Source organism: Staphylococcus sp. OJ82, from assembly GCF_000294465.1.
Lineage (GTDB): Bacteria > Bacillota > Bacilli > Staphylococcales > Staphylococcaceae > Staphylococcus > Staphylococcus equorum.
Map to the genome: position 1 here is coordinate 368,293 of NZ_ALPU01000011.1, position 17,644 is coordinate 385,936.

General features: G+C 30.1%; 20 protein-coding genes and 1 pseudogene. 1 reads left to right on the plus strand and 20 read right to left on the minus strand.

The features are described 5' to 3' along the window. Nucleotides 1–492: 492 nt before the first annotated feature. The 3 genes from cidR to isaB all read right to left on the minus strand — a co-directional run bounded on the left by cidR (nucleotide 493) and on the right by isaB (nucleotide 3,049). Nucleotides 493–1,368 carry a cidABC operon transcriptional activator CidR gene (gene cidR, locus SOJ_RS12740; protein ID WP_002508530.1) on the minus strand — a complete coding sequence of 292 codons (876 nt, stop codon included), beginning with the start codon at nucleotides 1,366–1,368 and terminating at the stop codon, nucleotides 493–495. A 40-nt stretch (nucleotides 1,369–1,408) separates the two neighbouring features. Next, nucleotides 1,409–2,257: a class A beta-lactamase gene (gene bla / locus SOJ_RS12745; protein WP_002508531.1), complete on the minus strand. Its 849-nt coding sequence runs from the start codon at nucleotides 2,255–2,257 to the stop codon at nucleotides 1,409–1,411. 195 nt (nucleotides 2,258–2,452) lie between these two features. Continuing rightward, nucleotides 2,453–3,049: an immunodominant staphylococcal antigen IsaB family protein gene (gene isaB / locus SOJ_RS12750; RefSeq protein ID WP_002508532.1), complete on the minus strand. Its 597-nt coding sequence runs from the start codon at nucleotides 3,047–3,049 to the stop codon at nucleotides 2,453–2,455. A gap of 224 nt (nucleotides 3,050–3,273) precedes the next feature. On the opposite strand from isaB, the pseudogene SOJ_RS12755 reads away from it, so the two are divergent. Further along, a pseudogene (locus SOJ_RS12755) lies at nucleotides 3,274–3,579 on the plus strand (monooxygenase). Between the two features lie 108 nt (nucleotides 3,580–3,687). Here SOJ_RS12755 and SOJ_RS12760 read toward each other — a convergent pair. The 17 genes from SOJ_RS12760 to SOJ_RS12835 all read right to left on the minus strand — a co-directional run bounded on the left by SOJ_RS12760 (nucleotide 3,688) and on the right by SOJ_RS12835 (nucleotide 17,632). Then, complete coding sequence (locus SOJ_RS12760; RefSeq protein WP_002508534.1) at nucleotides 3,688–4,527, minus strand: sialate O-acetylesterase; 840 nt, start codon at nucleotides 4,525–4,527, stop codon at nucleotides 3,688–3,690. A gap of 145 nt (nucleotides 4,528–4,672) precedes the next feature. After that, on the minus strand, nucleotides 4,673–5,635 hold the full coding sequence (locus SOJ_RS12765) for an ornithine cyclodeaminase family protein (RefSeq protein WP_002508535.1): 963 nt from the start codon (nucleotides 5,633–5,635) through the stop codon (nucleotides 4,673–4,675). A gap of 9 nt (nucleotides 5,636–5,644) precedes the next feature. After that, on the minus strand, nucleotides 5,645–6,064 hold the full coding sequence (locus SOJ_RS12770; RefSeq protein ID WP_002508536.1) for a hypothetical protein: 420 nt from the start codon (nucleotides 6,062–6,064) through the stop codon (nucleotides 5,645–5,647). 108 nt (nucleotides 6,065–6,172) lie between these two features. After that, the gene (locus SOJ_RS12775) at nucleotides 6,173–6,949 is read right to left on the minus strand and encodes a 3-hydroxybutyrate dehydrogenase (RefSeq protein ID WP_002508537.1); all 777 of its coding nucleotides are present in this window, start codon (nucleotides 6,947–6,949) and stop codon (nucleotides 6,173–6,175) included. Between the two features lie 9 nt (nucleotides 6,950–6,958). Further along, entirely contained in the window at nucleotides 6,959–7,606 is a 648-nt protein-coding gene (locus tag SOJ_RS12780) for a 3-oxoacid CoA-transferase subunit B (protein ID WP_002508538.1), read from the minus strand. Next, nucleotides 7,599–8,303 (minus strand): CoA transferase subunit A, encoded by a 705-nt coding sequence (locus SOJ_RS12785; RefSeq protein WP_002508539.1) that lies wholly within the window; start codon nucleotides 8,301–8,303, stop codon nucleotides 7,599–7,601. Before SOJ_RS12785 ends, SOJ_RS12780 begins: the two co-directional genes overlap by 8 nt. Before the next feature lie 167 nt (nucleotides 8,304–8,470). After that, nucleotides 8,471–9,406, minus strand: a complete 936-nt coding sequence (locus SOJ_RS12790; RefSeq protein ID WP_002508540.1) for an LCP family protein — start codon at nucleotides 9,404–9,406, stop codon at nucleotides 8,471–8,473. Between the two features lie 26 nt (nucleotides 9,407–9,432). Further along, nucleotides 9,433–10,299, minus strand: coding sequence for an NAD-dependent epimerase/dehydratase family protein (locus SOJ_RS12795; protein ID WP_002508541.1), 867 nt, complete (start codon nucleotides 10,297–10,299; stop codon nucleotides 9,433–9,435). Next, entirely contained in the window at nucleotides 10,299–10,856 is a 558-nt protein-coding gene (locus SOJ_RS12800; RefSeq protein ID WP_002508542.1) for a sugar transferase, read from the minus strand. The genes SOJ_RS12795 and SOJ_RS12800 overlap by 1 nt, the downstream gene beginning before the upstream one ends. A 5-nt stretch (nucleotides 10,857–10,861) precedes the next feature. After that, nucleotides 10,862–11,395: an ATP-grasp fold amidoligase family protein gene (locus SOJ_RS14745; RefSeq protein ID WP_002508543.1), complete on the minus strand. Its 534-nt coding sequence runs from the start codon at nucleotides 11,393–11,395 to the stop codon at nucleotides 10,862–10,864. Between the two features lie 53 nt (nucleotides 11,396–11,448). Then, nucleotides 11,449–11,820, minus strand: a complete 372-nt coding sequence (locus SOJ_RS14750; RefSeq protein ID WP_002508544.1) for an ATP-grasp fold amidoligase family protein — start codon at nucleotides 11,818–11,820, stop codon at nucleotides 11,449–11,451. A 2-nt stretch (nucleotides 11,821–11,822) separates the two neighbouring features. Continuing rightward, nucleotides 11,823–13,034, minus strand: a complete 1,212-nt coding sequence (locus SOJ_RS12810; RefSeq protein WP_002508545.1) for a hypothetical protein — start codon at nucleotides 13,032–13,034, stop codon at nucleotides 11,823–11,825. Between the two features lie 2 nt (nucleotides 13,035–13,036). Beyond that, nucleotides 13,037–14,161 (minus strand): glycosyltransferase family 4 protein, encoded by a 1,125-nt coding sequence (locus tag SOJ_RS12815; RefSeq protein WP_002508546.1) that lies wholly within the window; start codon nucleotides 14,159–14,161, stop codon nucleotides 13,037–13,039. 17 nt (nucleotides 14,162–14,178) lie between these two features. After that, complete coding sequence (locus SOJ_RS12820; RefSeq protein WP_002508547.1) at nucleotides 14,179–15,456, minus strand: nucleotide sugar dehydrogenase; 1,278 nt, start codon at nucleotides 15,454–15,456, stop codon at nucleotides 14,179–14,181. 1 nt (nucleotide 15,457) lies between these two features. Continuing rightward, nucleotides 15,458–16,372, minus strand: a complete 915-nt coding sequence (locus SOJ_RS12825; RefSeq protein WP_002508548.1) for a glycosyltransferase family 2 protein — start codon at nucleotides 16,370–16,372, stop codon at nucleotides 15,458–15,460. Nucleotides 16,373–16,593: 221 nt separating this feature from the next. Beyond that, nucleotides 16,594–16,857 carry a hypothetical protein gene (locus SOJ_RS12830; RefSeq protein ID WP_002508549.1) on the minus strand — a complete coding sequence of 88 codons (264 nt, stop codon included), beginning with the start codon at nucleotides 16,855–16,857 and terminating at the stop codon, nucleotides 16,594–16,596. A 1-nt stretch (nucleotide 16,858) separates the two neighbouring features. After that, the gene (locus tag SOJ_RS12835; RefSeq protein ID WP_002508550.1) at nucleotides 16,859–17,632 is read right to left on the minus strand and encodes a hypothetical protein; all 774 of its coding nucleotides are present in this window, start codon (nucleotides 17,630–17,632) and stop codon (nucleotides 16,859–16,861) included. Nucleotides 17,633–17,644 lie beyond the last annotated feature (12 nt).

A 17,644-nucleotide genomic window follows, 5' to 3' on the forward strand; every position in this document is an offset into this window, starting at 1 on the left:
TTGTTTGTACAGAAAAAAGTTAACCAATATTTAGAGAGATAGGGGTTGTTTTCAGTTTTTTAATGGGAGAACTGATGAATTTTATTGGTTTTAACTATAATTCTAAAACACGCAACTGTGCAAGCATTGGTTAACATACGATACATTTGTATCTATATTACAAATGTATCACGTATCTAATCCTACTTTCATCTCTGATTAGTACGTTATGATTACCATCTTTATAAAATTTGAGGACTCCCTTAGTTATCTTCTGCCGTTATGAGTCCTGAGTTGAATTATCATTTATTATAAAAGCTATCATATATTGATTGTACGTGGATATTCATACATATTGAAAACTCAACTTATAACCATTTCGCAATGATCAGTTAATCAGTACTCATAACCCTCTACAACTTCTATTATATTACGCCTTTATCTATGATTAAAATACATAGTTGGAATATTTGACATTCCTTAGTGGAATACTTCAACTTTGATGACACTTTTTTATTTCAAATCCTTTAAAAAATTAATCCATTCATGCGTAACGTGATTCATATAACTTTCTTTCTTCCATATAACACCTAAATTCCACGCTACATCAGCACCACTTATTTCAATGCCGACAACACCATCATTTAAGATATTGACGATACTTTCAGGTAATATACTCACGCCAATACCATCACGAATCATATTTTCTATAAAAGTAATTTGAGACATTTTAGCTACTGTTTTAGGATGAAATCCTACTTTTCTACAGCTTTCTATAATTTGATCTTTCAGGTAATAGTCATCATGAAACATAATAAAGCTCTCATCTTTCAAATCACCTAAATAGATAGATGATTGTTGGGCTAACTCAGAATTTTTATCAACGATAAGTAATAACTTCTCCTTATATAGAGGTACCGCATGATAGATATCCTCATCCACTGGTAAAGTTGTAATACCGACGTCAATTTCATCGTTGTTCAAATAAAATTCGACCGCTTTCCCGCCGCCTTCAATGACTTCATATGTCACATTAGGATACTGGGAATGAAACTGGTTTAAACTTTCCGTAAACAACCTGACATTCATAATTGCCGATATGCCGATGCGGATATGACCTCTTTCTAAATTCGTGACGTCGCCCATTTCTAATGATAAATCATCTAAGACTGCTAATGCTTCAACACACTTATCATAAAAAATCTGTCCTATATCCGTTAGAATAATATGCTTTTTTCTTCTATCAAACAAAGTAATATCAAATTCGTTTTCAATGCTTTTAATATTTTTACTAATTGTAGACTGTGCGATATATAAATGTTCTGAAGCTTGTGTCATTCCACCATTTCTCACAACTTCTACAAAATATTTCATTTGTTTTATTTCCATATTCTGCTCCTCTGAATAGCCCTATCATCATTTTATTAACTTAGCGTAATTGTGCAATTGCTTCTTCAGCAGCATCTGCGATTACTTTATCATCTGGCTGACCATCTTTGTCATCTTGTTTTGTATAAATTGCAAGAATAATTGGTTTTTTATGTTTATCTGGATAGATAAATGCTAAATCATTACGCGTAGCATATGTTAAGCCCTGGCCACTTTTATCTCCAACGATATAGTTGTCTGGTACACCTGCTTTAATTAAACTATCGCCTGTTTCATTTTCAATCATAACTTGTTTCAGTAAATCTAAATTCCCGTCACTTATTTGGTCACTTGTTAAAATTGTATTTAATGTCTGTGCTGCAGCTCTAGGTGTTGTAGTATCGGCTGTACTATTTGGATCATAGAGGTTTAACTCCGGTTCTAAGCGTTGTGGATTAGAAATATTGTCACCCAATTGCTTCAACTCATGTTTAAAGGCTTTAACGCCACCAAGTTCTTCCATTATTTTATTATTAGCCGTATTATCACTTTGTAACATAGATGCTTTAATTAAATCTTTAAGTGTCATCTGTTTGCCTATGTAATTTTCAGTTACAGGTGAATATTCTACAATATCTGCTTCATTAATTGTTATTTTTTTATTTAAATCTTTTTCTGAATAATTATTTAATAACACACCGCTCGCGATGGCTTTAAAAGTAGAAGCAAATGCAAAACGTTCATTCGCATTGTGTTGAACTTTTTTACCATTCTCAGTATTAATACCATATACCCCAACTGTTGTATTATTATCTTTTTCTATTTTATCAAATTCATTCGCTGATACCGTACCATTGCTCATCATGAAAAATAATGCACTAAACACTAAACCCCAAAAAACTTTTTTCATAAGTATCCAACTCCCCTTAATTTAAATATAACCTTATACTTATGTTAACTATAATTATTATATTACAAAAATACAATTATTTATAAATACCTAAATTTTGCTTCTACAATAAAAACCCCTCATTGTCATAATCACTAACAATGAGGAGTGAACGAGTCATACTTTATAATAACTGTAACTCATTATTCTGTATGGCTATTGGCTTATAGTCATTTCCATTAAATTATCTTTTGTATCAAAGAACGCTGTGTAGCTACCTTCATTTGTTTTATATTTTACAAACGTGCCATCCTCGTTACCAAGTTTTCCTTCTTCAGTTATTTCATTAGAACTGTGTGCATCTTTAAACGTATCCTTTGAAACTGAATCTGGTTTAGTGAAGAAAGTTGTTTGAACAACTTCATCATCTTTATTAAATGATGCTGTTGTATCATAAATTGTTTCGTTATATTCAACTTTAGAGTCTGCTTTTGGATCTACTTTATAGCCATCGATTGAGACATTATCATATTTTAACGCTCTTACAAAGTTGTAATCTTGTGTAAATGAAGCATCATATGTTGTATAACCTTCGTAGTTATACCATGGTGTTTCAGCTTTTAATTCTACACCACTCGCACTACTTTCAGTGTTGGCACCGCTAGCGCCACCTTCACCGTGCCCCCATTTCTGTACTTGCTCTGACTGCGCTTTGACTTCTTGATTATTACTCGTTATATACGCTGCGGAAGAACCTACGACAAGTGTTGATACTATGACTGTTGAAGATAGTAACTTTACTACTTTATTCATTATAAATCACTCCTATTTTGTAGTTTCCCTTTTGGCAAGTGTAATTATTCACCTTCATCATACTCCAAAACATGTTAATTGCAAGGATTTTCTCTTTTATATATTAAAATTATTATCAGAATTAAATTAGATTTTTTTAACTTAAGCAGTTGAAATTTTACCAGTAAACGACTTAACCATGTATAGTGAATATATGATTATGAAATTAGAAAGGATGATTTTTTATGGTACATATCTTACAAGTCGATTTTCCTTTAGATGGTCCGTTTGGAGATGAAATGGCACGACAATTCGAGGATTTAGCAAAATCGATTAATGATGAACCAGGATTTTTATGGTAAATTTGGACCGAGAACGAAACAGCAAAAGAAGCAGGTGGTATTTACGCCTTCGACAGTAAAGCGCATGCTGAAAGTTACTTAAATATGCATAGCGAACGACTCAACGCTATGGGAGTTACGGAAACCAACGCCAAAATATTCACTATAAATGAAGGATTAACACAGATTACACACGGTCGTGTTGAGTAGATTTTTGACAATAGCATATTAAAAATACCCCAGCAATAGCATCACCTAAAAAGTGTGCGTATTGTTGGGGTATTTTGTGTAAACTTCAAAATTCCCTAGGTAATAACTTTAATACATCTTTGCCATTTCTTCTGTAAATGTTTGGTAAGTTATTTCATTCTTAGATAATCGTGCTACTAACATATACATTTGTTCATTCTTTGTATATTCTTTTTTATATAATAAATGATCCGCTTTCTTTTCTTCTGGTAACGGGTCTTTAATGTTGTCACCTTGTAAAAATGCTGCATAATATCGCATACCGAATAAGCGCTGTGACTGGGCATCGATATGAATCTCATCAGGATTGGCTGTTAAACCTTGTGCCGTTACGTAAAAACAGTTATCTTTTGCTTCTGCTACAGTTTTAATCACTTCATTAATTTGAGTGTATTCTGATGCACTTTGACCAAACGCTGCTTGGCCTAAGAAGTCTCCTAGCAAGCCCATTACGAATGGCAGTTGAGGTGCATTAAGCGCTTGTCTAAAATGATCCACAACTTGATTTAACTTAATTTCGTAGTCAAGATGCTTACCTTCTAAACTATCACTTTCACCTTGATGCCATAATATACCGATAAGTTCACTGCTTTCCATCGCAAATTCAGCTTCAGAAATCGCATGTCGTGTTAACACTTGATCCTCTGCCCAATCATCAATCGTTGTACCACCATCTGCACACGGGATTAAGCCAATTGTTTCATCTGGATGATCATCTAACCACAATTTAGCAAACGATGCTGCGGGGCCTATACCTGCAACAGAACGATCACTATGTATCGGTTCGTCCATCATTTGCCATCTACCATTTTTCAATACTTGAATGCGCTCATCTAAGATTGGCTTCACGCTATCGATAAAGCCACGCCCGGCCATATTAGACTGCCCTATAAGTAAAATTGATTTCATATAAATTTCCCTTTCCGCTTTTGGAATGTATGTACTATTAATCATAAATATCATATCGTATGTATGTATTTGATTGAAGTAAAAAGGGGTTTTAGTATGTATAGACATAAAAATGACTACCAAATTAATGATAGTCACTTTTATTTTATTCGTTTTGTTGTTTCAATAATTTTTGATAAAAGTAATTGGCTACTACGATATCAACGATGGCTACGCCTACGGATTTGAAAATTGTAATTTCATCTTCAGATAGTCTGCCTTCTAATTTTGCAGAAACAATGTTCCCGAGTTCTCCGTATAAACCATCTGCTTTAAATACACCTTCTGCTACCGGGTTGATTAAGTCTCCTGTTTCTTCCATGACCGCTTCTACTGCTTCTACAACAACCTTGTCTGCATCTGCAATGGCTTGAGATGGTAATTCTTGCATATCTGGTTTAAAGGAACCGACAGCATTTAAGTGAACGCCTGGCGCTAAACGCTTATGAAATACTGGTTCTGATGCATTGGTAGCAGTTACAATGACATCCGCGTCTTCTATGGCCTCGTCTACGTTATCAAACACTGCTAAATCTAGATTTGGATATTCACTTTGTACTTCTTCAGCAAAAGTCACAGCTTTTTCATACGTGCGATTGTAAAACTGTATACGGTCAATCTGTCTTACTGCAAGGACTGCTTTAATAAGACCATCCGCTTGATCTCCTGTGCCTATGACACATAATGTTTTAGCATCTTCACGTGCAAGGTATTTCGTTGCCACACCTGATATCGCACCTGTACGTATCTTCGTTAAATAAGAGCCTTCGAGTACCGCTAGTGTTTCACCTGTTTCATAATCAGATAAAATAACAGATCCTACAATGGTTTTCTTACCGACTTTAGTATTATTTGGTGCCACGGTCACTGTCTTAAGTCCGACAATCTTCAATTCATCTGACAATGCCGGCATCACGAGATAACGGTTGTCCTCATTAAAAGGTAACGAATAGCGCAAAGGTGTATCAGTCTTGCCCTCTGAATATGCACGTAAGGATTCCGCTACTGCTTCAACAATTTCTGACATATCTAATAATTGTGCTTGTTCTTCTGCGCTTATAAAAAGCATAAAACACCTCTATTCCATATCATTTGTTTCAATAATGTCAGTTTTCTTTTCAAATTTATTCTCAAATAGTATTAAGAGTCCAAATAAAATGACGATTATCAATAATATAAGCCACGCCAAACTATTTTTTATAAATAAAAAGTCAAAAAAGATTGCTGCCATCAGTCCATAACCAATCATATCTTTAACGTATAAAATCCAATAGTCAGCTTTCACACTAATAAATGTGTTTATATTGTCATCTTGTGTTTGTATATCATATAAAGTCACTTTCAATCTACGAATTACAATAAAAATCAATATTAAAATCATAACTGCAGTGAGCATTTTATTATACAAACTATTTTCTAGTATTTCCGACATTGCAAGACAAGCAATGGTAAAAATAACAGATACCCAACTTGTATCATTTGCGTCTGGACCTTTCATCAGTAATTCACCCTCAAGTCATCAATATATTAAGTTATCTATAACGTAACATATTTTTATTGAAAATTATCACTGAATTAAGATTAAATATTATTTATATTTTTTTGTTTATTGAACAGTATAACCACCATCAATTAAAATAGCCTGCCCGGTGACACTTTTAGCGCTGTCGCTACACAAGAATAATGCATAATCTGTGATATCTTTAATATCTAATAAGCGTTTTTGTGGAATCAACGGGTATAATACGTCTTCTAACACTTGCTCTACCTCGACGCCTCTATCTTTAGCTAAATCTGCCATTTGATTACGTACGAGTGGCGTATCTATGTAACCAGGACAAATCGCATTGACTGTAATGCCTTCCGACGCCGTTTCCAAAGCTGAGACTTTTGTTAAACCGATAATGCCACGTTTAGCGCTGTTATACGCTGCTTTTCCAGCAAAACCAATCACGCCATTAATTGAAGCCATATTTAAAATACGACCAAATTGTTGTTCTTTCATAATCGGCAATGCATATTTTGTACCAATAAAACTGCCAGTTAACATGATATCAATCATTTGTCTGAGCTTGTCAGTTGGGAATGATTCGATACTTTCAACATGTTGTAAGCCTGCGTTATTAAATAAAATGTCTAAACGACCATACTTTGCTACAGTTACATCTACCATATTCTTAACTGCTGCTTCGTCAGTGACATCTACTTGAACGGGCATGCAATCGTAACCTTGGTCTTTCAAATCATGCGCTTCTTGAGCTAATTTTTCATTATTTAAATCAGCTAACACGACTTTAGCGCCATTTTCTAAAAATACTCTAGCAATCCCTAAACCGATGCCACTTGCTGCACCTGTAATAATGACTACTTTATCTTTGACCATTCTACACACCTACTTCAAATGATTTTCAAATTGTGCTTCTGTATTGGCTTCAACTTCTTCCAAAGTAACATCATCTTGTAATTCAACAAGCTTCATCACTCCGTTTTCAAATTGAAATACTGCTAAATCTGTAATTAATGTATTGACGACGCCAGCACCAGTGAGTGGTAATTCACATTGCGCTTTAATCTTAGATTCACCATGTTTATTCATGTGATCCATAATTACGACGACCTTTTGTGCGCCAACGACTAAATCCATCGCGCCACCCATACCTTTGACTAATTTACCTGGAATCATGTAATTGGCTAAATCTCCTGTTTGTGAGACTTCCATGCCACCAAGGATTGCTAAGTCGATATGTCCGCCACGAATCATAGCGAAGGATTCCGCATTATCAAAATACGACGCACCTTTGGCAGCAGTTACTGTTTCTTTACCTGCATTGATTAAATCAGGGTCCACTTCGGCGTCTGTTGGATAAGGTCCGATACCTAGCAATCCATTTTCAGATTGGAAAAAGACATTCTCTACATGGTCATTAATTTCATTGGCCACAAGCGTGGGCATACCGATACCTAAATTAATTACCATATCGCTTTTAATCTCTTGTGCGGCACGTTGAATAATCATCTTACGTTGTAATTGTTTATCCATGATTAGCCCCCTTTACAGTGCGTTTCTCAATGCGTTTTTCAAAATGCTCTCCTAAATAAATATAGTCGACGTAAACACCTGACATATGTACTTCATCCGGATCAATTTCGCCAACTTCAACTAATTCTTCAACTTCAACGACAGTCGTTGTGGCAGCCATTGCACATAATGGATTGAAATTACGCGCAGTTTTTTCAAAAACTAAGTTGCCATAGGTATCTGCTTTCTGTGCTTTTACAATACCAAAATCACCCTTAATCTCACGTTCCATGACATACGTTTCACCATCAAATTCACGCGTTTCTTTACCTTCAGCGATTAACGTACCGACACCTGTTTTCGTATAAAAAGCAGGTATACCTGCGCCACCTGAACGTAATTTCTCAGCTAATGTACCTTGTGGTGTTAATTCTACATCTAATTCACCATTAATTAATTGTTGTTCAAATATTTTATTTTCACCCACGTAGGAACTAATCATTTTATCAATTTGTTTTTTCTCTAATAAACGGCCTAAACCAAAATCATCTACACCACAATTATTACTTACTACTGTTAAAGCTTTCGTACCCTTCGTACGGATTGCTTCAATAGCATGTTCTGGTATGCCACATAACCCAAAGCCACCAGCAAGTACAGTCATGCCATCCTCTAATCCATCGAATGCTGTATGTATATCATTAATTACTTTCGACATAAATAAACCTCATTTCTATCTATTGTTTTAATACCTAGTACTAAAAACGATTATACTTGAAACTGCTCGTGAAGTCTTTTATTTATGTTTGCGGTTACATTAATTTTAATAATAAAAAAACCACTATTTATTACTAAAATAGTGGTAGTTTAATTTAAAAATACATTTTACTTATCTAATTTCAAATTATTTTTATAATCCTTAATTATTTTTTCATTATCTCCTGGGTAAAAATAATTAAGCCCATCATCACCCATTGTATTTTCACCTTTTAATGTATGACGATTTACAGTCTCTTGTGCTGATTGATAATCAGATCTAATATCATTAAGTTCAGTTAAACTTAAATTAGTTTGTACGTTATCTTCTACAGCATCGAAAATTGTATTGATTTTAGGAATAGCGCTTGGTTTAAGTGATTTTTTAGCGACTGCTTCTATTACAAGTTGTTGACGTACTTGTCTTCCTTCGTCGCCACCTGCACCTGCTTCTTTTCTACTTCGCATAAATGCTAAAGCTTCATCACCATTCATGTGATGTTTTTTACCTTTTTCAAAAACATAGTCTCTAACTTTAAAATTACTATTACTAACGACATCTACACCATTAATTTCATCTATAAGCGTAGAAACACCATCCATATTGATTGAAGCATAATGGTCAATAGGTACATTCATCAATTTTTCTACTGATTTCACTGCCATATCTGGACCACCATACGCATATGCATGATTAATCTTTTCTTCAGTATCTTTACCAACAATTTCAGCATGTGTATCTCTAGGTACACTAATCATTTCTGTTTTCTTGTCTTTCGGATTTATAGACAGTAACACAATAGAATCTGACCTTTGTCCACCATTTTCTTGCTTTCTAACTTCATCATCATCAATACCAAAGAGAACAATTGAAATTGGATCGCCTTTCTCCCTCGGTTTATCTCTTAATTCCGAATGTTCTCTGTCTAACGGATTATTGATAGAGTTATTTAATGAAAATAATTTATAAAAAATAAAAGCAGCTACAAGAATAACTAAGATTGCCAACACAATAATTACCGTAACGACAATTTTCTTAGTTAATGATTTTTTCTTTTTTCTCATTACATTACTCCTTGTCGTGTAAAGTTTTAATTAATTGTTTCTTGTACAGACTGTTCAAATGATTTGTATTGACTGGTATTTAAATATCTTTCATCAATGACTTTAGAATAAGTTAAATTACCGTAAATTTTATTGAATATATTTATTTTTCCTAAAACATTCCTAAATATCATAGGCACAGGTACTTCTATGATCTTAATTTTCTTGTCAGAGTATTTTCTAATCAATTTTAAAGCAGAGTTAGTATTCATAAATTCTTCATTTTGTGGATGAGTAATTTCTGGTTCTGGATTATTCATTAAACTTAAAAGGTGTATACATAAATTATCTATATGTATGACACTTCTTTCATTATTAATTTTAGGGAATATAGGGTTCAATTTCGCTACTTTTATTAATTTCGCAAAATTTCCAGGCCCACCTTTTCCAAAAATCATAGGTGGTCTTACACTATTCACCACATAGTCTCTGTCGATTAATAATTGGATAGCTTGTTCAGCTAGTAATTTAGAAGAACCATATGCTGTATTTGGTTTATACGGTGTACTTTGATCAATTTGAACATTTTCTATTAAAGAACCATTCAGCCCATAAACACTCATTGTACTTAAAAATATAAATTGTGGAACTCCATCATTTTTAGCTTTTTCAGCGAATTGTTTTGTTAAATGATAATTTATATTCATATAATCCACCATTTTTGCGTTAGGTGTGTTGTTATGAACTAAAGCGGCTAAATTAATAACTACATCGAATTTACTTAACGATTGCAATTTCCAATCGTTATTTTTCAAACTTATTCTAAAAACATTACAACCATTTTCTTCTAAAAGTGATTGTAGTTCATTTCCAACAAAGCCATTTAAACCTGTAATTAATACATTTTTTCTCATTAATGACTTATCCCCTCTGAAGAAATAGTGTTTTTGATAGTCTTATAAAGTATATACATGTCTAACATGAAAGACTGATTTTCTGTATAAAACTTATCATATTGAACTTTTTGATCATCTGAATTATCATCTCTACCCATGACTTGAGCTAAACCTGTTAAACCTGGTTTCACTAAATGAACGTTAACCTCTGTTCTTTTTTCAATGAGTTCATATTGATTGTATAAAGCTGGTCTTGGACCAACTACAGCCATATCACCTTTTATAATATTAAATAATTGTGGTAACTCATCTAAAGAAGTTTTCCTGATGAATTTTCCAGTTTTAGTTATATAGTCTGATGGGTCTAATTTATCAGTAGCTACATTAGGTGTATCTTGTCTCATAGATCTAAACTTATATATTTTAAATAATTTATTTTCTAAACCCGGACGATCTTGTTTAAACACAATTGGACCTTTAGACTCAAGTTTAATTGCTAATGAAACAAGAACTAATACCGGAGAAAATATAATTATTGCATAGGTCGAGCTAAATATATCGAAAATTCTTTTCATATAATTCACTCCTCCTTTAAAAATTTATCAGAGATATTTTCTAAATTTATTTTATTGCCATAATAATATTCATTTTTCATTGGATACAGTACCATTTCACCACCATTTGGATGAAATGTCATTTCGCCAAACAAATATTCTTCACTACTAACTAAAAAGTCAACACGACAAAACGGGAATGGACTAGCTAATTCTTCCGAAATATTTATCATTTCATCAATATAATCGCTAAAATTAAAATGACTATCATCAAAGCCTTTACGTTTAATATCGACTTGTAAAGGCTTCAATTTAGTATCATAAAGATTTAATTGACTATCTAACGACTGATTTCCATTGTCATCATTTATACCTTTAATAATTGCAAAAAACTCTACTTTTCCATTAAATACAAAAAATTTATAATCTAAATATTTATTCATATCTAAGAAAGGTTTTACAATAATTCTAGGTGATATATTTTTAGAATTCCACTCTCTAGAAATCTCATAATAATTTTTAGTTAATGATTTTTCGAATTTTTCTTTTGCTTTTTTCATATCCGTTTTATCTCTAATTATAGCTTAGTTTACTCCAGACATATGATTAGTTTTCAAAACATTTTATTAGGTAATTGATTAAAATCAATTTCATCAAAAGACTTATATACACCTATAAATGGTGGCAATATGCTAGAATAACCTTTTTCCACTAAATTCTCTCTTATTCTATATTTATCTGTATATTCTGTTTGTAATGGATTTCTATAATTTAATTTCAACCAATTTATCTTTTCTATATGCAATTCAGGATTTATTAAATTTAATTTTATTCCTGTATTTAACCTCACGTTAAGTTTGACGTATGTTTCATCACTTAGTTTACCCATTAAATAAATCTTTATTTTCCTTAATTTTTTATAAAATCCTTTTGTGGAATTTCTTAAAAATAACTTTCTGAATATGACTTTAACTTTACTAATCATTTTTACACTTCCTTACTTAATTCCTTAGTATCTAATTTTATAAATATAAAAATTTCAATTGAGACCTTTATTGCAAAACTTACTAATTGTGCAACTGCAATCGAGACTAAACTATTATCTATAAGATTAAATAAAATAGATAGTATTATAAATGAAATAAGCGTTACTACATCTAGCATTGCTTTTTTTAATAAAGAATAATATTTCAAAAGAAAACTTCTTATAATATAATCAATGCATATAAAACTAAAAGTTAATGTCACATATATATATATATCAAACACTTCCTCAATATATTGAGGGTATATTATTTTCATAATTATTATTCCAATAAAATAAGAAATAACAAAAACGCTAATAAAAACTCCAGGTAAGGAAATAAGCACTCTATTCTTTAGATATTTAGTAATATTATCCGTATTTGCTAAATAACTTAAAATAACTGATGATATCATATTAAAAGGAAATAGCATCAATTTAGTAGGCAACGTAGCAATATAAAATATTGTTATGCTTGAGGCTCCTAATAAAATATTTATTATAAGCCGATCTGAATAATTCATAAGTGAAGCTGAAAATCCTGAAACCATTAAAAAATTAAGCGATATCAAATCAAAGTCCTTAATTTTCGAGTTTATCAAAACAACAATATTTATTCTATTTAATAAATAGATTATGATATTTATGACGAATTCTATTGCCATAAAAGAAATTAAAATTTCAGTAACACTATTAATTGTTATAAAATATAGACATGCGTACATTGAACTTAGTAAAAAATTGACAATTAAAATCATTGAAAACTTTTTTTGTACTCGATACCAAACCATTAAAAACATTCTACTTGCAGTAAATACCACTAATAATCCTAATAATATATAGTTTACTATATCAATTTTATTAATAATTACTGATACACTTGATATTATTGTTAAAATCAAAAAACACATTAATAACTTTTTATAAAAACTGTAATATGCCGACCTATTTTTTAATTCATTGAATAATTCATTGAATTTTTTTTGATATAAATTAGTAAAACTTGTAGCAATTGTAACTGTAAATATATTAAAAATCCCATAGATTAATAAAAACCAACCAAAATTACTTTGTCCTAAATTTTTTTCAAATACTGGAAACAATAATAACTGTTGTACTGCAATAAACATTGCTTGTGAAACAATATTTAAAGTTATATCTTTTAAAAATTTCATAATTAACAATTATTCCTATTAATTACTTTTACATATATATCTTTGTGATATAGTGCATTTTGTTCCCAACTGAATGCTTGTTTGTTTAAATCATTCAAGTTATTTTGTATTTGAGAATAATTATTTATAATCATTTTAGTTTTCTTAATTAAATCAATTCCACTGTTAGAATTTACAGGGTAACCAACAATACCTTCTAAAAAGTATTTATCAAATCCTTCATCTTTTGTATAAATAACAGGTAAGTTTTGAGTTAAAGCTTCTAAATACACTAATCCAAATGTTTCATGGTGTGATACTAAAGAAAAAATATGCATTTCCTTCATAATCTCGCTAATTTCTTCTTTAGATTTACTGCCTAAAAAGACTAGATTTTTATATTTCTTTAAATATTCGTAGTAATCATGATCAATAACATCACCGACAATATAAATTTTAATATTATTTGAAAAATATTTTTCATTCAGATTTTCTGCTAGAATTTCAATATTCTTATTCTTCATAATTCTACCAACAAATAAAAAATTTATTTCATTTGATATTTGTTTTTTTTCATTCACTTTATTATTAATCCAATACTGATTTATACCATTAGGTATTGTATAAGATTTACTTTTGATATTTTTAATATCTTCATGATTCACATATAAGTTTTCAATCGTTTTATATTTATAAGATTCGGATAAAAAAATAATTGCACTTGCATTATTCAATATTTTCCTTCCTAAATTTCTTAAATGCTTGTAATATTTTAAGTAATAATTCACATCTGTATTTCTTACCGTTATAACATAAGGCCTATTTGACTTAAATGCTTGATAACCGTCAGAAAATAATGTATGAGCATGTATAACATCATAATTTTCTAACTTAATATTAATGGATTTCATCCATTTTTTTATTTTTTTCTGCTTTCTAAAATAAAAAAATCTATCAATAGGTTTTAAAAATTGTTCATATTCTATTGTTGCTTTATTATCTACTAAATTACTGTTGATATGTTTGTTATCATTTAGTTTTCTTGGCATAAGTATTTTACTATCTATATCATATTTTTCTAATTCACTTATCATTTCACTATATAGTGGTGAGTGAAGATAATTACTATTTAAATGCAATACATTCATTCATTAACCTTCTTTCATTAAATAGACCAGTACTTAACTACATCGCTTTCATATTTCTTGAATCTATTTTTCAAATCAATAATTATTGCATTATCTTGGTGTAATAATTTTATAAATTCATCATCCTTAGTTTCCATGAATTCCTTATGGTTCACAGCATATAGTAATACATCAATGGGTTCGGCAATATCTTTAAAGTCTACAATGTCTGCTTCTAATTCACCATTATAACTTTCAACATAAGGGTCTACTATTTTAGGTCTAATACCAAATTCATTCATTTCACTTATCATATCCATAACTTTTGAATTTCTAAAGTCAGGAGTATTCTCTTTAAATGTTAATCCAGCTATAACTACATTACTATTTGATGATTTATTATATTTCATTAATTCTTTAATTATATTATTAACTACGAATTGTGCCATTTGATTATTTATTTTTCTTCCCGCAGATATAATTTGAGAATGATATCCTAAGTTTTCTGCTTGATAAATAAAATAATAAGGATCCACCCCTATACAGTGACCACCTACCAAGCCAGGATAGAATTCAAGTGCATTCCATTTGGTGTTCATTGCTTCAATAACTTCAAATGTATTAATATCCATTAAATTGAAAACTTGAGATAATTCATTCATAAATGCAATATTAATATCTCTTTGGCTATTCTCTACAACTTTCGCACTTTCCGCTACTTTAATAGATGAAGCTTTATACGTACCAACTTTTATAACTTTATCATATACTGATGCTATTTCTTCTAAAGCTTCTTTGTCTATACCAGAAACAATTTTCACTATATTTTCTACAGTATTTTTTTTGTCACCTGGATTTATTCTTTCAGGAGAGTAACCCACTTTAAAATCATTTGGTGAAACTAATCCAGAAATACTTTCAATTAATGGTACACAGATATCCTCAGTAACACCGGGATAAACAGTAGATTCATAAATAATATAATCATCTTTATTCATATATTTTGCAACCATTGTAGTAGCACCTTCTATTGGATCTAAATTTGGTGTATTGTCTTGTTTAATTGGAGTAGGCACTGTGATAATATAAAAATCAGCTTCTTTTAAATCATTCTCATCAGAAGTAAATTCTACTGTAGTTATTTTTAATCTTTCTTCTCCAATTTCCCCGGTTGGATCTACATTATTTTTATAACTTTTAATTTTATTTGCATCAATATCAAAACCTATTACATCATAATGTTTAGCAAATGCTACTGCTAAAGGCATTCCCACATAACCCAATCCAATAACTGCAATTTTTCTGTTTTTTTTCATTTTAAGTAACTCCCTTATTATTAATCTTAATAGCTATTAATTTCAAAATTTCAAATATAAATGCTAGCGGATAATTGAAAAAAGCTTTTAAAGACGAATGAATAGCTTTGGTTTTCCTTCCATGGTTAAGATGATCCAATGTTTTAGCTAAATAGTGTCTAAATAAGATTCTCTTTTTATCCTTTATTTTTAATTCCTTTATATTTTCTAACTTGTAGTTTAATAAGTTATCTAACTGTTTTTGTCTTTTATCACTTGTTGAAATTCGATTTCCTTCATGGACTATCGCAATTGAGAAATATTCATTCATATAACCCAATTTATACTTTCTTTTCAATGCATTATCTACGAGATGAAACTCATGTCCCATTTCAACGTTCGGAAATCCAACAATATCAATAAGCATTTCTTTTCTAAACATAAAAGTTGGTGTACCTGTAAGATGATACTTATAGTGTTCTACAAGTAATTCTTCGCTAGTAAACCGGTTGTTTTTAAACCAATTAAAAGTTCTTAAATCTTTGACCTTGTAGGATGTGTCCAATATAGCTAAATTGGATATTACAAAATCAAACCTGTTATTTTCTAGAAATTCAACTTGCTTTTCGAGCTTATCTTTTAAATAAAAATCATCATCATCTAAAAATGAAATATATTTTCCATTCGCAATTTCAATACCTTTATTTCTAGATTCTGCTCCACCAATATTTTTTTTATTTTTGGCGTAGATAATTCTTTCGTCGTGGAAAGATTGTACTAAATTACTAATTTGGTAAGAATAATCGTCGTCGTAATTATCATCTATTATAAGAATTTCAAAATTTTTATAACTCTGGTTTAATACTGATAATATAGAACGTTCTAACAATTCTGGCTTTCTATTAAATGTGGGAATAATAATTGAAACTAAGCACATTGTATTTCAACCTCTTTCTTTCATATCATTCTTAGGTATAAAGAAGTATCCAAATATTAAAAGGAATAGCATACCGTGTGTTATTAATAAGGTTTCTAAGAATGATGTATTAATTATATAAATATAAGTGAATATTAATCCAAAGTAACGATGGCTAAAGTCTAATGATTTTAAAAGAAACACTAAAATTACTAATGTTATTGTGGCAAAGAGTACCCCAATTATACCAAACTAATATAGCCTTCAGCGAATATTCCAACATTGGCTACCGTTTCTTTTTTACCTAAAACACCTTCTCCAATATAACTAGCTATATTGCTATCTATTTTATTGCCAAATAATACACTTAAAAAAGTTTGGCCATAGTAAGTAAAATTATTGTGAAATTCTTGAAAATAAACGTCAAATAAATATCCAGGAAAGTAAAATATACGTCTAATATAATCAGCTAACTTATATGATCCAAAAATAGCATTTTCTATCAAACTAAATACAAACACCATATTTATCATTAAAACGAACATGAAATTTTTTAATTGTATATCGAAATAAATAGAAAGCAATAGCTGCCAAAGCGCCAATCAAAATACTTTTTACTGCTCCATTTAATAAAAATAAAAGAACAATAAATACAAGAACTATTGAACTTAATATATATTTTTTTTTGACCCAGAAAAATATAAGAAGAAATGGAAATACCACTCTTGCAATGGAGCTATATAAATAATTTAATATTAATCCATAGTTGCTATTACTTTCTAGTCTAGTATCATAAATTTCATTAAATAATAGATTGGACAAATTAATTGAACCTATGTTTTTCAAAAAAGGTATTAAAATAATAATTGCAAAAATAATTGCAACAGCATTAAAATATTTGTTATTTACATCAATTTGTTTTCTTTTTATTTTAAAATTATCTTTATCTAATATATCTAATAAAAACAATGAAAATTGAGGTATTATAACAAATAAAAATAGTGAGTTATTACCTATATATAAAGAAACAACTGATTGACCAAATACAATCATAATCAAGAATATATTGTATATTAAGTTATAAAATTCATTTTTCATGAATAACTGCAATAATATTAAAATAGAAATTATAATTATATGGCCATACAAAGCAGTTTGTTCAAAGCCATCTTTAACAAAGCCTTCATAGATAAAATATTTTGAAACTAAATTAACGTATACAAGATGGAACAATATATACACTATAAATAACATTATTAATCTTATAATTTTCAGTAGCATACAATTTCCCTT

Coding starts and splice junctions, on each gene's coding strand:
- cidR (WP_002508530.1), bottom strand. CDS start 1,368: ATGGAAATAAAACAAATGAAATATTTTGTAGAAGTTGTGAGAAATGGT.
- bla (WP_002508531.1), bottom strand. CDS start 2,257: ATGAAAAAAGTTTTTTGGGGTTTAGTGTTTAGTGCATTATTTTTCATG.
- isaB (WP_002508532.1), bottom strand. CDS start 3,049: ATGAATAAAGTAGTAAAGTTACTATCTTCAACAGTCATAGTATCAACA.
- SOJ_RS12760 (WP_002508534.1), bottom strand. CDS start 4,527: ATGAAATCAATTTTACTTATAGGGCAGTCTAATATGGCCGGGCGTGGC.
- SOJ_RS12765 (WP_002508535.1), bottom strand. CDS start 5,635: ATGCTTTTTATAAGCGCAGAAGAACAAGCACAATTATTAGATATGTCA.
- SOJ_RS12770 (WP_002508536.1), bottom strand. CDS start 6,064: ATGAAAGGTCCAGACGCAAATGATACAAGTTGGGTATCTGTTATTTTT.
- SOJ_RS12775 (WP_002508537.1), bottom strand. CDS start 6,949: ATGGTCAAAGATAAAGTAGTCATTATTACAGGTGCAGCAAGTGGCATC.
- SOJ_RS12780 (WP_002508538.1), bottom strand. CDS start 7,606: ATGGATAAACAATTACAACGTAAGATGATTATTCAACGTGCCGCACAA.
- SOJ_RS12785 (WP_002508539.1), bottom strand. CDS start 8,303: ATGTCGAAAGTAATTAATGATATACATACAGCATTCGATGGATTAGAG.
- SOJ_RS12790 (WP_002508540.1), bottom strand. CDS start 9,406: ATGAGAAAAAAGAAAAAATCATTAACTAAGAAAATTGTCGTTACGGTA.
- SOJ_RS12795 (WP_002508541.1), bottom strand. CDS start 10,299: ATGAGAAAAAATGTATTAATTACAGGTTTAAATGGCTTTGTTGGAAAT.
- SOJ_RS12800 (WP_002508542.1), bottom strand. CDS start 10,856: ATGAAAAGAATTTTCGATATATTTAGCTCGACCTATGCAATAATTATA.
- SOJ_RS14745 (WP_002508543.1), bottom strand. CDS start 11,395: ATGAAAAAAGCAAAAGAAAAATTCGAAAAATCATTAACTAAAAATTAT.
- SOJ_RS14750 (WP_002508544.1), bottom strand. CDS start 11,820: ATGATTAGTAAAGTTAAAGTCATATTCAGAAAGTTATTTTTAAGAAAT.
- SOJ_RS12810 (WP_002508545.1), bottom strand. CDS start 13,034: ATGAAATTTTTAAAAGATATAACTTTAAATATTGTTTCACAAGCAATG.
- SOJ_RS12815 (WP_002508546.1), bottom strand. CDS start 14,161: ATGAATGTATTGCATTTAAATAGTAATTATCTTCACTCACCACTATAT.
- SOJ_RS12820 (WP_002508547.1), bottom strand. CDS start 15,456: ATGAAAAAAAACAGAAAAATTGCAGTTATTGGATTGGGTTATGTGGGA.
- SOJ_RS12825 (WP_002508548.1), bottom strand. CDS start 16,372: ATGTGCTTAGTTTCAATTATTATTCCCACATTTAATAGAAAGCCAGAA.
- SOJ_RS12835 (WP_002508550.1), bottom strand. CDS start 17,632: ATGCTACTGAAAATTATAAGATTAATAATGTTATTTATAGTGTATATA.